This is a genomic window from Stenotrophomonas sp. P2112, from assembly GCF_041897515.1.
Classification (GTDB): Bacteria; Pseudomonadota; Gammaproteobacteria; order Xanthomonadales; family Xanthomonadaceae; genus Stenotrophomonas; species Stenotrophomonas sepilia.
Genome location: NZ_CP169216.1, coordinates 1,785,989 through 1,799,523, shown reverse-complemented (window position 1 = coordinate 1,799,523; position 13,535 = coordinate 1,785,989). Strand labels below are relative to the sequence as shown.

Annotated in this window: 8 protein-coding genes; 3 read left to right on the top strand and 5 right to left on the bottom strand. The window is 66.9% G+C overall.

The annotated features are described in order from the left end of the window. Positions 1–153: 153 nt before the first annotated feature. The 3 genes from ACEPA4_RS08425 to ACEPA4_RS08415 are packed head-to-tail and all read right to left on the bottom strand — an operon-like array spanning position 154 to position 7,900. Positions 154–3,240 carry an efflux RND transporter permease subunit gene (locus ACEPA4_RS08425; protein ID WP_065185171.1) on the bottom strand — a complete coding sequence of 1,029 codons (3,087 nt, stop codon included), beginning with the start codon at positions 3,238–3,240 and terminating at the stop codon, positions 154–156. Then, positions 3,237–6,758 (bottom strand): efflux RND transporter permease subunit, encoded by a 3,522-nt coding sequence (locus ACEPA4_RS08420; RefSeq protein ID WP_065185172.1) that lies wholly within the window; start codon positions 6,756–6,758, stop codon positions 3,237–3,239. Before ACEPA4_RS08420 ends, ACEPA4_RS08425 begins: the two co-directional genes overlap by 4 nt. Further along, on the bottom strand, positions 6,755–7,900 hold the full coding sequence (locus ACEPA4_RS08415; protein WP_049411461.1) for an efflux RND transporter periplasmic adaptor subunit: 1,146 nt from the start codon (positions 7,898–7,900) through the stop codon (positions 6,755–6,757). Before ACEPA4_RS08415 ends, ACEPA4_RS08420 begins: the two co-directional genes overlap by 4 nt. A gap of 205 nt (positions 7,901–8,105) precedes the next feature. On the opposite strand from ACEPA4_RS08415, the gene ACEPA4_RS08410 reads away from it, so the two are divergent. Then, the gene (locus ACEPA4_RS08410; protein WP_061477913.1) at positions 8,106–8,489 is read left to right on the top strand and encodes a c-type cytochrome; all 384 of its coding nucleotides are present in this window, start codon (positions 8,106–8,108) and stop codon (positions 8,487–8,489) included. A 9-nt stretch (positions 8,490–8,498) separates the two neighbouring features. Next, positions 8,499–8,960 carry a cytochrome c gene (locus ACEPA4_RS08405; protein ID WP_005416218.1) on the top strand — a complete coding sequence of 154 codons (462 nt, stop codon included), beginning with the start codon at positions 8,499–8,501 and terminating at the stop codon, positions 8,958–8,960. A 161-nt stretch (positions 8,961–9,121) separates the two neighbouring features. Here the strand turns inward: ACEPA4_RS08405 and ACEPA4_RS08400 are convergent, their stop codons facing one another. Next, a complete protein-coding gene (locus ACEPA4_RS08400) occupies positions 9,122–11,005 on the bottom strand; it encodes an ATP-binding cassette domain-containing protein (RefSeq protein WP_065185173.1) in 1,884 nt (627 codons plus the stop codon). A 410-nt stretch (positions 11,006–11,415) separates the two neighbouring features. Beyond that, on the bottom strand, positions 11,416–12,291 hold the full coding sequence (locus ACEPA4_RS08395) for a LysR substrate-binding domain-containing protein (protein WP_164093415.1): 876 nt from the start codon (positions 12,289–12,291) through the stop codon (positions 11,416–11,418). Between the two features lie 102 nt (positions 12,292–12,393). Between ACEPA4_RS08395 and ACEPA4_RS08390 the strand changes: the two genes are divergently transcribed. Further along, positions 12,394–13,473 carry a YeiH family protein gene (locus ACEPA4_RS08390; RefSeq protein WP_262089717.1) on the top strand — a complete coding sequence of 360 codons (1,080 nt, stop codon included), beginning with the start codon at positions 12,394–12,396 and terminating at the stop codon, positions 13,471–13,473. Positions 13,474–13,535: the final 62 nt, after the last annotated feature.

Genomic DNA, 13,535 nt, shown 5'->3' with positions numbered 1-13,535 from the left:
GCCGACACCCTCCGGGCCGTCGCAAGCGACGTTGGCAGCGGCTCCTGCCGCTGCCTTCGGCTCTACAGAGGCAAGCAGACTCGGCGAGCAAAAAAAGGGGGAGGCCGCCCCACTACGACCGGCCTCCCCCACACCACAACACGTTGACGTGCATTACAGCCGGGCAGCGCCCGGCTCTACCATCTCCACTCCACGCGCGCGACGGATCAGCCGCGTCACGGCATTGCGCAGGTCATCGAGCACCGCGTAGATCGTCGGCAGGAACAGCAGGCTGACCACGGTCGAGAACGCCAGGCCGCCGGCAATCGCGCGCGCCATCGGCGAGTACTCCGGGCCATTGCCGAACATCTGCGTGTCGGTCAGCGAGATCGGCACCATCGCCAGGATCGCCGTGCCCATGGTCATCATGATCGGGCGCAGGCGTTCGCGTGAGCCTTCCACCAGCGCCTGGGTACGGCCCATGCCGCTGCGCCGAAGGTTGTTGATGTGCTCGATCATCACGATTCCGTTGTTCACCACCACGCCCATCAGCACCAGGATGCCAATGAAGGACATGATCCCGAACGAGGTGCCGGTGATCCAGAACAGCCAGAACACGCCGAAGATCGAGAACAGCACGCCACTCATGATTGCCGCCGGGAACAGCAGCGACTCGAAAACCGCCGCCATCACCACGTAGATCATCACCAGCGCGATCAGCAGGTTGAACACCATCTGCTGCATGGCTTCATCATCGTTGCCGTAGTCGCCGCCATCGAAGGTGAAGCCGTAGCCGGCCGGGAAGTTCATCGGCTTGAGCACGGCCTCTATCGCCTTGCGCCCGTCCGGTGCGGTGACCTTCCCGGCCAGGTTGGCCTTGATGGTCAATGTCGTCTGACGATTGGTACGGCCGATCTGGGTGGCCGACGAACCAACGTCCACGGTGACCAGGCTCAGCAGCGGCACGCTGCGGCCATCGCCGGTACGCACGCTGAAACCGGCCAGGTCTTCCGGGCTGCTCTGCTCGGCGCCGGCAAAGCGCACCCACACCGGCACTTCATTGTCACCGCGACGGAACTCGCGCATCGGTGCGCCGCGCAGCGCCAGGCCGACGAAGCTGGCCACCTGTTCGGCGTTGAAACCGAACGCTGCGGCACGCTCACGGTCGACGCGTACCTTCAGCTCGCCGCCCTTCTCGCCGTTGTCGATGCGCACGTCCCGCAGTTCGGCACGCTGCGCCAGCAACGGCACCACTTCCTGGCCGATCTCCTGCAGCATCGAGCTGGAATCGCCCACCAGCTGCACCTGCACGCCCTGGTTGCCGCCACCCCCGCCATCGCCGCCCTGGTTGCCGACGAAATAGTCGGTGCGGGCGGACTTCGGCAGGCCCTTGCGCAACTCTTCCTGCAGCGCCTTGATGTCCTTGGCGTACTTCTCGTCCAGGGTGACCACCGTGGAGCTGCCTTCCTGCTCGCTGTACCAGGAGTACACCTGCTTCACGTGCAGGCGCTCGCGGTTCTGGTCGATCCAGCTCTCCACGCGCGCCACTTCCTCGGACATCTGCCGGTAGGTGTAGGCGCCCTTCCACATGTAGCCGATGAAGATGTCCTTGCCGCCCTCGCCACCGAACATGTCGACCTTGGTCAGCTTCATCGGCACCAGGCTGACCAGCACCACCAGCAGGATGCCGAGCAGGCTCCAACCGCGGTGATGCAGTGACCAGTCCAGCAGCTGTGCATAGCGCCGTTGCAGGCGCGCGATCAGGCCGGTCTGCGAGTGCACCAGCTTGGGTGTGGCCATGCGTGCGGACAGCATCGGAATCAGGCTGACCGCGACCAGCCACGAGGCCAGCAGCGAGACCGAGATGGTGATCGCGATCTGCGCCATGAAGATGCTGATGTTGTTGGTCTCGCCGAACAGGTTCGGCACGAACACGATGCAGTGGCACAGCGTACCGGCGCTGAGCGCGATGGCCACGTTGCGGGTGCCGATGATCGAGGCCAGCCGTGGCTGCCCCGGCATGCGCTCGCGCTCCTGGTAGATGCTCTCCACCACCACCACGGCGTTGTCGACCAGCATGCCCACGGCCAGCAGCAGGCCCATCATGGTCAGGATGTTCAGCGTCACCCCGACGAAGTACATGAAGCCCAGGGTGATGGTGAAGCAGATCGGAATGGCCAGGGTCACCATCAGCGTCGACGGCCAATGGCGCAGGAAGAAGAACAGCACCGTCACCGACAGGATCAGGCCGACCGCACCGGCTTCGGCCAGCTCCAGCAGTGACGAGGTCACTGCCTTGCCCTGGTTGTCGATCACCTTGATCTGCACGTCGCGCATCGACGGCTGCGCGCGGATCGCCTCGACTTCGGCCAGCGCCGCACGCGAGACGTCCACCAGGTTGGCACTGCGCTCCTTGAAGATATCCAGGCCCACCGCCGGGTTGCCGTCCAGACGGCGCCCGTAGTTCATCCGCGCCGGCTTCAGGCGCACGTCGGCGATATCGCCCAGGCGCAGGCCCTTGGCGTTGATCACCAGGTCGCGCATTTCCTGCAGGTCGGTGATCTCGCCCACCGGCTGCACGCGCACGCGCTGGCCGTTGTCGTCGATCTGACCGGCCGAGATCGAGAAGTTCAGCGTGCGCAGGCGCTCGCTCAGCTCGTTGATGCTCAACCCATGCGCGTTGAGCCGGTTCGGATCGATGGCGATCTCCACCTCGTTCGGCGGTGCACCGGTGATATCGACGCGGGCCACACCCGGGATGCGCTCGATGCGCCGCTTGAACTCACGGTCGAGCATGTCATAGGCAGTGGTCAGGTCGGTGGTGCTGGCCAGGCGCACCTTCAGTACCGGCTGGTCACTGCTGGACCACTTGAACACGTTGTAGCGCTGCAGGTCGTCGGGCAGGTCGCTGCGGATCGCATCGATACGCTCGCGCGCGTCGGACGCGGCAATGGCGATGTCGCGGTCCCAGTCGCTGAACTCGATGTAGATCAGCGCCGCCTCGGAGGTGGCCGATGAGCGCATGCGTTTGATGCCGGTCATCGTCGCCAGCGACTCCTCGACCGGGCGGATGATGGTCCGCTCCACTTCCTCGGGCGTCGAACCGGTGTACGGGATCTGCACGAACAGGAACGGCGCGGAGATGTCCGGCAGCGCCTCCAACGGCAGGCGGAACGAAGCGATCAGGCCGATCACCACCAGCGACACGAAGCACATGATGGTAGTGACCGGGCGGCGGATGGAGAACTCGGCAACGCTCATGCCGGCTCCTCCACACCCGCCGTGCCGCCCTCGTCGCCATGCAGGCCTTCACCGGCATGCTTGCGGCCGCGCTCACGGTAATAGGCGTCGCCGCGACGATCCATCAGGTCGTACACCACCGGGATCACCAGCAGCGTCAGCAGCGTCGACACCAGCAGGCCACCGATCACGGTGATCGCCATCGGTGCACGCACTTCGGCGCCCTCGCCCATGGCCACCGCCAGCGGCAGGAAGCCGAACAGCGTGCACAGCGTGGTCATGATGATCGGGCGCAGGCGCGAGCGCGCACCTTCCACCAGCGCCTCATGCTTGGCCACGCCGGCTTCGCGCAGCTGGTTGACCTTGTCGATCAGGATGATCGCGTTCTTGGTGACCAGGCCGACCAGCAGGATCAAGCCGATGAACACCACCACCGAGATGGGCTTGCCGGTCAGCATCAGCGCCAGGATCGCGCCGACCAGCGCCAGCGGGATGGTGAACAGGATCACGAACGGGTGCAGCAGCGACTCGAACTGCGAGGCCATCACCAGGTAGACCAGGAAGATCGCCAAACCAAAGGCGAAGATCAGCGACTTCGCCGCCTGCGCCAGCTCCTCGCCCTGGCCACCGATGTGCAGGCCAACGCCCGCACCCAGCGGCTGCTCGGCCACCATCTGCTGCACTTCGCGCATGGCTGCGCCGAGGTCGATGTCGCGCAGGTTGGCCGATACCACCGCCACCCGGGTCTGGTCGGCACGATGGATCTCGCTGGGGCCGGTGGTGGCGACCACGTCGGCCACCGCGTCCAGGGTGACCGGGCGGGTGCTGCCCGGATTGACGATCAGCCGGCGGATGCTCTCGACGCTGGCGCGGTCACCTTCCTGGGCACGCACCAGCACGTCGATCTTGCGATCACGGAAGCTGTAGCGGGTGGCGACGTCGCCGCGCACCTTCTTCACCACCACGTCGGCGATCTGGCGGGTGGTCAGGCCCAGCGCACCCGCGCGCTCCTGGTCGAAGCGGATCTGGATTTCCGGGAAGCCCTCTTCCACCGTCGACTTCACGTCGGCGTAGTGCGCATTGCCGCGCAGCATCGCCGCCAAGCGCTGGCCGGCCACTTCCAGGGTCGCCATGTCCTGCCCGCGCAGTTCGATTTCCAACGGCGTGGAGAAGCTGAACAACGCCGGCCTCGCGAAGTCGACCTGGGCGCCCGGGTGCTGGCTCATGGTGCCGCGCAGGCGTTCGGTGATTGCCGCTTCAGTGCGCGCGTTGCCACCGCCTTCCATCACCACAGTCAGCTTGCCGATGTTCTCGCCGCTTTCGGTCGGACTGGCATCCAGCCGGGTGCCGCTGCCACTGACGCCATACAGCGAGGCCACGCCCTCCCCCTTGCCGTGCGCCAGCTGCAGCTCGCGCACCAGCGCATCGGTCTGCTTCAGCGGCGTGCCGGCCGGCAGCTTCACCGTCATTTCGAACCGGTCCTGCGCCAGCTGCGGAATCAGGTCCGCGCCAAGCATCGGTACCAGCGCCATGGTCGCCACGAAGATGATGGCTGCCACGCCCAGCACCTTGCCGGGATGCGCCAGCGCACTCGGCAGCAGGCGCAGGTAGCCTCGCTCGGCGCCTGCATAGGGCTTCATCGCCAGGTCGCTGGCCTTGCGCATCACCGGGCCGACCACTGCCACCACGCCACGCCACACGCGCACGACAAGCCACGCCAGCGCATAGAAGCTCCAGCGCACGCTGGCAACCACGCCACGGCGGCCCAGCGCGACCGGCTTCTGCCAGCGCTTCTGCGGCTGCCACGCTTCGTTCGGCGCCTCTTCCGGGAACGCCAGCGGTGGCCGCCCCTTCAGCGAGCTCAGCATCGGGATCAGGGTCATCGACACCAGCAGCGAGATCGCGATGGCGATCGCCACGGTCAGCGCCTGGTCGCGGAACAGCTGTCCGGCAATCCCGTCGACGAACACCAGCGGCAGGAACACGGCGATGGTGGTCAGGGTTGAGGCAACCACCGCCATGCTCACTTCGCGGGTACCGGCAATGGCCGCCTGCAGGATGCCCAGGCCACGCTCGCGGGCCTTGGCGATGCTCTCCAGCACCACGATCGAGTCATCCACCACCAGGCCGGTGGCCAAGGCCAGGCCGCCCAGCGACATCACGTTCAGGCTCAGGCCGAGCTGGCCCATGAAGAAGAACGTGGCGATGATCGATACAGGCAACGACAGGCTGATCACGAACGTGCTCCAGCCATCGCGCAGGAACAGGAAGATGATCAGGATTGCCAGCAGGCCACCGATCACCGCGTCCTTCTTGACGTCGGCGATGGCGTGCTCGATGAAGCGCGACTGGTCCTCGATGGTGGTCAACTCGACATCGGACGGGAACGTGCCCTTGATCTGCTCCAGGCGCTTGCGCAGCGCTTCGGCGGTGGACACGGTGTTGGCGTCGCCTTCCTTGTAGATGGCCAGCTCGACCGATTCCTTGCCGCCCAGGCGGATGATCGCTTCACGCTCCTTGTAGCCCTGCCGCACCGTGGCCACGTCCTTCAGGCGTACCGGCACGCCATTGGCAACCACGCTGGAGCCGCCGCCGGATGATGCGCTCTGTGCCGCCGACGCCGCCGCGATGGCTGCAGCCGAACCGGTCGACGCGGCGATGTTGAACATCTGCTGCAGCGCCGAATCCGCTGCGCTGCCGTTGGCGGCCTGGGTGGTGACCAGCAGGTTGCGGATTTCCTCGAGGTCAGCGAACTGGTTGACGGTACGCACCAGGAAGCGCTGGGAGCCCTCTTCCAGGCGGCCGCCGGAGATGTTGATGTTCTCGTCCTTGAGACGCTTGATGACGGTGTCGATCGGCAGGTTCAGCTGCGCCAGCTTCTGCTGGTCGATGTCGACCTGGATCTCGTCTTCCAGGCCACCGCCCACCTTCACTGCTGCCACGCCGGTGACCGGCTCCAGCTTCTTCTTCAGGTCTTCATCGGCATAGCGGCGCAGGCCGGTCAGCTCGCGGACCGCATCGGCATCGCTGGTCGGCGCGACCTTGTTGGACAGCACCAGGCGCATGATCGGCTCGGTGGACGGATTGAAGCGCAGCAGCACCGGGGCCTTGGCCTCCAGTGGCAGGTTCAGCGCTTCCATCTTGTCGCGCACCTCCAGGCTGGCCTGGTCCATGTTGGTGCCCCAGGCGAACTCCAGCACCACATCGCTCTGGCCGGTGCGCGAGACCGACTTCAGCTTGCGCAGGTTCTTGACCACGCCCACCGCTTCTTCAACCGGCTGGGTGATCAGGGTTTCGATTTCGGTCGGCGCCGCACCGGTGTATTCGGTGCGCACGGTCAGCGTCGGGTAGCTCAGGTCGGGCAGCAGGTTGACCTTGAGGTTGCCGAGCGCGATCAGGCCGAACAGCAGCAGGGTGACCGTGCACATGGCGATGGTCACGCGGCGGCGCGTGGCGAATTCCACCAGGCCGCCGCGCATGCCGGCGGCGGCGCCGTCGCTCGCCGGCGAGGCACCGTGGTCGTGGCCCGGGGCAGTCATTGCTTGCTCCCGGCCTTGTCTGCGGGCTTGGCGGCCGCCGCGACCGCCTTCGCCTTCGGATCGGCAATCACCTGCACCGTGGTGCCGTCGCGCAGGGCGACCTTGCCGGCGGTGACCACCTGATCACCGGCCGCCAGGCCATCACGGATCTCCACCCACGGGCCCTCGGCGTAACCCAGCTTGACCGGAACGCGTGCGACCTTGCCTTCGCGCACGCGGAACACCGCAGGTTCACCGTCATCGAGCAACGCCAGGCGCGGCACCACCAGCGCATCGGCACGCTGGTCGTAATCGATGCGGATGCGGCCGAACATGCCGGGCTGCAGCGCGTGGGCGGCGCCATCGAAGGCACTGACCACGCGAAACGTGCCGCTGCCCGAGTCCACCACCGGCGCGATGCGGTCAACGGTGCCGGTGAAGCTCTGGCCCGGAAGTGCGTCGGCCGCCAGCGTCACCGGCTGGCCGGCACGCAGGGTGGCCAGCTCACGTTCGGGTACGTTGAGGGTGGCCTCCAGCCGCGAGTTGTCGACGATGCGGAAGATCGGTGTATTGATCTGCACGAAGTTGCCGGTCTTGATCGAGCGTGAGGCGATCACACCCGAGATCGGTGCCACGACCGTGGTGTAGGACAGCTCCAGCGTGGCCAGGCGGTACTGCGCACGGACGTTCTCCAGGTCGTAGCGCAGCTGGTCGACATCGGCGGCGCTGACCATCTGCTGGCCGACCAGCTTCTGTGCGCGCTGGTAGTTGTTTTCCAGCTTGCGCATCTGCGCTTCGCTCTGCGCCACGGCCAGGCGTGCACGATCCGGGTCCAGCCGCACCAGCGGCTGGCCGGCGGTGACCCGCTGCCCTTCCTCGACCAGCACCGCCAGGGCTACGCCGGAGGTCTTGGCGACCACCTGCGACTCGGCGCGTGGCTCCAGTGCAGCGGTACCGGTGTAGCTGGCCGCGACGGCACGATGGCTGGCCACCGCCACTTCGACCGGGACGGCGTCGACCTTCTTCTCCTCCTTGGTCTCGGCAGCCTTGGCTTCGGAATTGGGCCCTGCGGCGCAACCGCCCAGCAGCAGGGAGGTGGAGATCAGCAGTGCGGCAGCGCAGATTCCGCTGCGACGGCCGGACAGGAAAGTTGGGTGCGACATCGTCAGGTCCCTGGAGGATGCGTGGACAGGTGTGGTAGCAAAGTAATGCACCACTTCACGGCAACACCATATCCCAAAGGTCATGGTGTCTTCACGCCGCTGGTCGGCCCGCCCCCATTTCAGCTAGATGAAACCTGAGGCTATACTCGGGTCGTTCCGTACCCCACGCCGGAACGACCAGACCCGAATCCCCGGAAACGACACCATGCGCCCGCAGCCGCTCGCCGCTTGTCTCGCTCTGGCCGTCCTCCTGCCCCTTGGGGCCGCCGCACAGCCCGCTCCCGCTCCTGCCACACCCGCCCCGGCGCCTGCCGCCGCGCCGGCGCCTGCCACGCCCACCGGCAACTTCGACAATGGCCGTGTCCTGGCCTACACCTGCCAGGGGTGCCACGGCATCACCGGCTACAAGAACGCCTACCCCAGCTACCGGGTGCCGAAGATCGGCGGCCAGACCCAGCAGTACCTGGCCCAGGCCCTGACCGAGTACCGCCAGGGCAAGCGCCGGCATCCGACGATGCAGGCGCAGTCGATGAGTTTCAGCGAACAGGAGATCGCCGATCTCTCTGTTTACCTGTCCACCGTCAAGTAAGGCCCGCCCATGTCGAAAGCCGCGCATCCGATGCGTCACGCCATCGCCCTGTCCGTTGCCCTGCTGCTGGCGGCCTGTTCGCAGTCGCAGGTGGAAAACAGCGAGAAATCCGCCGCCGACCCGGGCCATGCCAGCGGCGAACACGGCTCTTCGTCCTCCGCCGGCCTGCCGGCAGGCCGCGAGGCCGCCGGTGAAGCCCGCGCCAAGGTGAAGGGCAAGGCCACCAACCAGAGTTGCATCGACTGCCATGGGGCCGATGGCAATGCGCCGATCGATCCGACCTATCCGAAGCTGGGTGGGCAGTACGGCGACTATCTGGCGCATGCGCTGCAGGCCTACCGCGCCGGCGACCGCCAGCATGCGCTGATGACGCCGCAGGCGAAGGACCTGAGCGATCAGGACATCGCCGATCTGGCCGCGTATTTCGGCAGCCGGCCGAGCCAGTTGCGGGATCTGCACGGGGTCAAATGACCGACGCCCCCCGGTGGGGGCGGACCCTGGTCCGCACGGACCGTTGATTGGTGGGTGCGGACCGTTGGTCCGCACAGATCCGCATATCCACGCATGGCGTGGATCTACCAGGCATCGGCGTCGGTAGGTGCGGACCGCTGGTCCGCACGAACCCGGCGAACTCAGCCTTCCAGCTCTTCCCAGCGCGCGTACGCGGCATCCAGCTCGGCCTGCACCTTGGCCAGCTGCTGGGTGTGCGCGGTCACTTCCGCACTGCTGCGGGTATAGAACGCCGGGTCGTTCATCGCCGAGGTCAACCCTTCGACGTCGCCTTCCAGCTTCTCGATGGTCTTCGGCAGCTGCTCCAGCTCGCGTGCTTCCTTGTAGGCCAGCTTGCGCTTGGGGGCAGCCGGGGGTGCAGCGGCCGGCGCGGCAGGTGCTGCGGCTGCCGGCTTGGCTGCGGGGACCGAGGCAGGCGCCGCGATGCTGGCCGCATAACGCTGCCAGTCGCTGTAGCCACCGACGTACTCGCCGATCACGCCGTCGCCTTCCATCACCAGCGTGGAGGTCACCACGTTGTCGATGAAGTCACGGTCATGGCTGACCAGCAGCAGGGTGCCGGTGTACTCGCCCAGCAGCTCTTCCAGCAGCTCCAGGGTTTCCACGTCCAGGTCGTTGGTCGGTTCGTCCATCACCAGCAGGTTGGACGGCTGCGCGAACAGCTTGGCCAGCAGCAGGCGGTTGCGCTCGCCACCGGACAGGCGGGTGATCGGCGCACGTGCGCGTTCCGGGGTGAACATGAAGTCCTGCAGGTAGGCATGCACGTGCTTGCGCTTGCCGTTGAACTCGAGGAAATCGCGGCCTTCGGCCACGTTCTCGATCGCGCTCCAGTCTTCGCGCAGCACCGCGCGGTACTGGTCGAAATAGGCGATCTGCAGGTTGGTGCCGGCGTTGACTTCGCCCTTGGCCGGCTGCAGCTCGCCCAGCAGCAACTTCAGCAGCGTCGTCTTGCCGCTGCCGTTGGGGCCGATCAGGCCGATGCGGTCGCCGCGCATGATGGTGGTGGTGAAGTCGCGGACCATGGTGCGCTCACCGAAGGCGAACGAAATATCCTTGACGTCGATGACCTTCTTGCCAGAGCTGATGCCCTGTGCGGCTTCCATCTTGACGTTGCCGCTGAGATCACGGCGCTGCGAACGCTCCACGCGCATCGCCTTCAGGCGGCGCACGCGGCCCTCATCGCGGGTGCGGCGCGCCTTGATGCCTTGGCGGATCCAGACTTCTTCCTGCGCCAGCAGCTTGTCGAAGCGCGCGTTTTCCTGCGCCTGCGCGTTGAGGCGTTCCTCCCGGCGACGCTCGTAGTTGGCCCAGTCGCCCGGCCAGCTGGTGACCTGGCCACGGTCGATCTCGACGATGCGGGTGGCCAGTGCACGCAGGAAGCGGCGGTCATGGGTAACGAACACCACGCTGCCGCTCCAACCCTTCAGGAACGCTTCGAGCCAGTCGATGGCTTCGATATCGAGGTGGTTGGTCGGTTCGTCCAGCAGCAGCACGTCGGGGCTGGACACCAGCGCGCGGGCGAGCAGCACGCGGCGCTTCATGCCGCCGGACAGGCGGCCGAACTCGGCCTCGCCGTCCAGGTCGAGCTTGGTCAGGGTTTCGCTGACGCGCTGATCGAGGCCCCAGCCGTTGGCGGCGTCGATCTTGGCCTGCACGTTGCCCAGTGCTTCGCCATCAAATACTTCGGCGTGGCTCAGGTGATGGAATTCGGCCAGCCACTGGCCCAGTTCACCGAGGCCATCGGCGACGACGTCGAACACCGAGCCGGCGGCGCCATGTGGCACTTCCTGCTCCAGGCGGGTGACGCGCACGCCCTGCTGTACGCGGACTTCCCCGTCATCGGGCTTGTGATCGCCGGACAGCAGCTTGAGCAGGGTGGATTTGCCGGCGCCGTTGCGGCCGATCAGGGCGATGCGTTCGCCCGGCTCGATCGACAGTTCGGCCTTCTCCAGCAACAACGGGCCGCCGACGCTGAAGTCGACGTTCTGCAGAGTAATCAGAGGCATCCGGATATTGTACGGGTTGGGGGCGTCGGCCGGGTTGCACCCGGCACCCGCGGTAGTGCCGGCCGCTGGCCGGCAACCTCAACGGCAACGTCAAAAGCTGGTTTCCTGTGGGATGCCGGGGCGGTGCGGGTCTGCAGGACACGCCGTAAACCCCTCCTTGGGGGCTCGATGGCGCCATCCATGGCGCCAACGGTCCTGCAGACCCACACCGCCCCGCCTCTGACAGTTTCCCGCGATCTGTCGGAACGGCATTCTGCGCGGGTGGGTGTCGACCTTGGTCGACACGGCAGATCCAGGCCACGCGTGGATGAGCGCTGCAAGGCCTGTCGATCTGTCGGGGTCGGATCCCGTTGCTGCGCAACGGGCTCTGACTCCTTCGTGGAATTCGTGCAGTGCAAGACCGATCCCTGCTACTCCACCTCCCCCAGCAACGCCTGCAACCCCGGCAGCCATTGCTTGCCCGGGTGGCGCACCAGCCACAGGGTGCGCTGAAGGGCGGGCAGCGGCGTCTCGAGCACGCGCAGGCGGCCCAGCGCCAGCGGCTCTTCCAGCGCGTGACGCGAAAGGCAGGCCAATCCGAGGCCGGCGATCGCAGCCTGCTTGATCGCTTCGGTATTGCCCAGCTGCAGGGTCTGGGCGAAGCCGCGCAGGTGCGGCAACAGCGCCTGTTCCACTGCCTCGCGGGTGCCGGAGCCGGGTTCGCGCAGCAGCCAGCGGGCGCGGCGCAGTTCGTCCAACGACCAGCGCGGGGGGGCGTCGGCGGCGCCGACGATCACCAGCGGATCCTGCTGCCATGCCGTGACCTGCAAACCGCGCTCATGGCACGGGCCTTCGATCAGGCCGGCGTCGACGTCCAGGCGCTGCACAGCGGCGACTACGCCAGCACTGTTGTCGATGCGCAGGTCGACTTCGGCCTGCGGCGCCTGCCGCAGCAGCTCAGCGATGCGCTGCGGCAGCAGGTAGTTGCCGATGGTGGTACTGGCGGCCAGTACCAACCGCAGCGGTGCCCCTTGCGACGGGTCTCCGCCGGCGGCCAGCTGCCGCTCCAGATCAGCGGCATTGACCAGCAGGGTGCGCGCCGGCTCCAGCAGTGCGCGGCCGTGCCCGTTCAGCGCCAGGCGACGGCCGATGCGGTCGAACAGCGGCGTACCGAAGTGCGCCTCCAGTTCCTGCAGGGCGGCGCTGCTGGCCGACTGCGAGAGCGCGATGGCCTGGCCGGCGGCGGTGGTGCTGCCGTGGTCGGCGATGGCGACGAAGACTTGCAGCTGGCGCAAGGTCAGGCGCATGGCATTTACCCGCTTGATAGGTAGGTTTCACCCATATTATTCGTTTTACAGGTCAGGGACGAAGGCACACGCTTGCCCCGTCACTACAGCCCTACCCCTGCCATGAACGCCCCCGCTCTCTCCTCCTGGTCCCTGCCCGCCCTGCGCCAACGCTGGCAGCAGCGCCTGCCCGGCCTTCTGCTGGTGGGCCTGATCGCGGCGGCATCGCTGTACCTGGCCGAGCTTCCCTGGTTGCAGGCGCATGGCCTGAGTGCACTGACCGTCGCCATCGTGGCCGGCATCGTGGTCGGCAACACCCTGTACCCGCGGCTGGCACCGAGCAGCGCGGCCGGTGTCGGCTTCTCCAAGCACTGGCTGCTGCGCGCCGGCATCGTGCTGTACGGCCTGCGCCTGACCTTCCAGGACATCGGCCATGTCGGCGTCAGCGGCGTGCTGATGGACGTGCTGGTGGTCGCCAGCACCTTCGGCCTGGCCTGCTGGCTGGGCGTACGTGTGTTCAAGATGGAACGCGAGGCGGCAATGCTGATCGGCGCCGGGAGCGCGATCTGCGGTGCGGCAGCGGTGATGGCCGCCGAACCGGTGGTGCGTGGCCGCGCTGCGCAGGTCACTGTCGCGGTTTCTACCGTCGTGGTGTTCGGCACGCTGGCGATGTTCCTGTACCCGGCGCTGTATGCGCTGGTGCAGTCGCACGGCTGGCTGGCGATGGACGCGCGGCAGTACGGCCTGTTCACTGGTGCGACGGTGCACGAAGTGGCGCAGGTGGTGGCCGCCGGCCGCACGGTCAGCGAAGCCGCCGCCGATACTGCGGTGATCACCAAGATGGTGCGGGTGATGCTGCTGGCGCCGTTCCTGGTCGTGTTGTCGTTGTGGCTGGCGCGTGGCGGCAAGGCCGGCGCCGACGGCAGCAAGGCGCGCATCGTAGTGCCGTGGTTCGCGTTCGGTTTCGTGGCAGTGGCCGGTTTCAATTCGCTGCACCTGCTGCCGGCCAGCCTGCAGGCCGGGCTGGTGCAGTTGGATACCGTGCTGCTGGCGATGGCGATGGCCGCGCTGGGCCTGACCACCCATGTCTCGGCGCTGCGCCAGGCCGGCCTGAAGCCACTGCTGCTGGCGCTGATCCTGTTCGCCTGGCTGCTGTTCGGTGGCCTGGCGATCCACCAGGGTGTGTTGGCGGTGCTGGGCTGAGCAGGGCGTGCCGACCAACGGTCGGCACCCACCCGTAGATCCACGCCATGCGTGGATGGCGG

Excerpts from the sequence above, each read along its gene's own strand:
- ACEPA4_RS08425 (WP_065185171.1), bottom strand. The coding sequence starts at position 3,240 with ATGAGCGTTGCCGAGTTCTCCATCCGCCGCCCGGTCACTACCATCATG.
- ACEPA4_RS08420 (WP_065185172.1), bottom strand. The coding sequence starts at position 6,758 with ATGACTGCCCCGGGCCACGACCACGGTGCCTCGCCGGCGAGCGACGGC.
- ACEPA4_RS08415 (WP_049411461.1), bottom strand. The coding sequence starts at position 7,900 with ATGTCGCACCCAACTTTCCTGTCCGGCCGTCGCAGCGGAATCTGCGCT.
- ACEPA4_RS08410 (WP_061477913.1), top strand. The coding sequence starts at position 8,106 with ATGCGCCCGCAGCCGCTCGCCGCTTGTCTCGCTCTGGCCGTCCTCCTG.
- ACEPA4_RS08405 (WP_005416218.1), top strand. The coding sequence starts at position 8,499 with ATGTCGAAAGCCGCGCATCCGATGCGTCACGCCATCGCCCTGTCCGTT.
- ACEPA4_RS08400 (WP_065185173.1), bottom strand. The coding sequence starts at position 11,005 with ATGCCTCTGATTACTCTGCAGAACGTCGACTTCAGCGTCGGCGGCCCG.
- ACEPA4_RS08395 (WP_164093415.1), bottom strand. The coding sequence starts at position 12,291 with ATGCGCCTGACCTTGCGCCAGCTGCAAGTCTTCGTCGCCATCGCCGAC.
- ACEPA4_RS08390 (WP_262089717.1), top strand. The coding sequence starts at position 12,394 with ATGAACGCCCCCGCTCTCTCCTCCTGGTCCCTGCCCGCCCTGCGCCAA.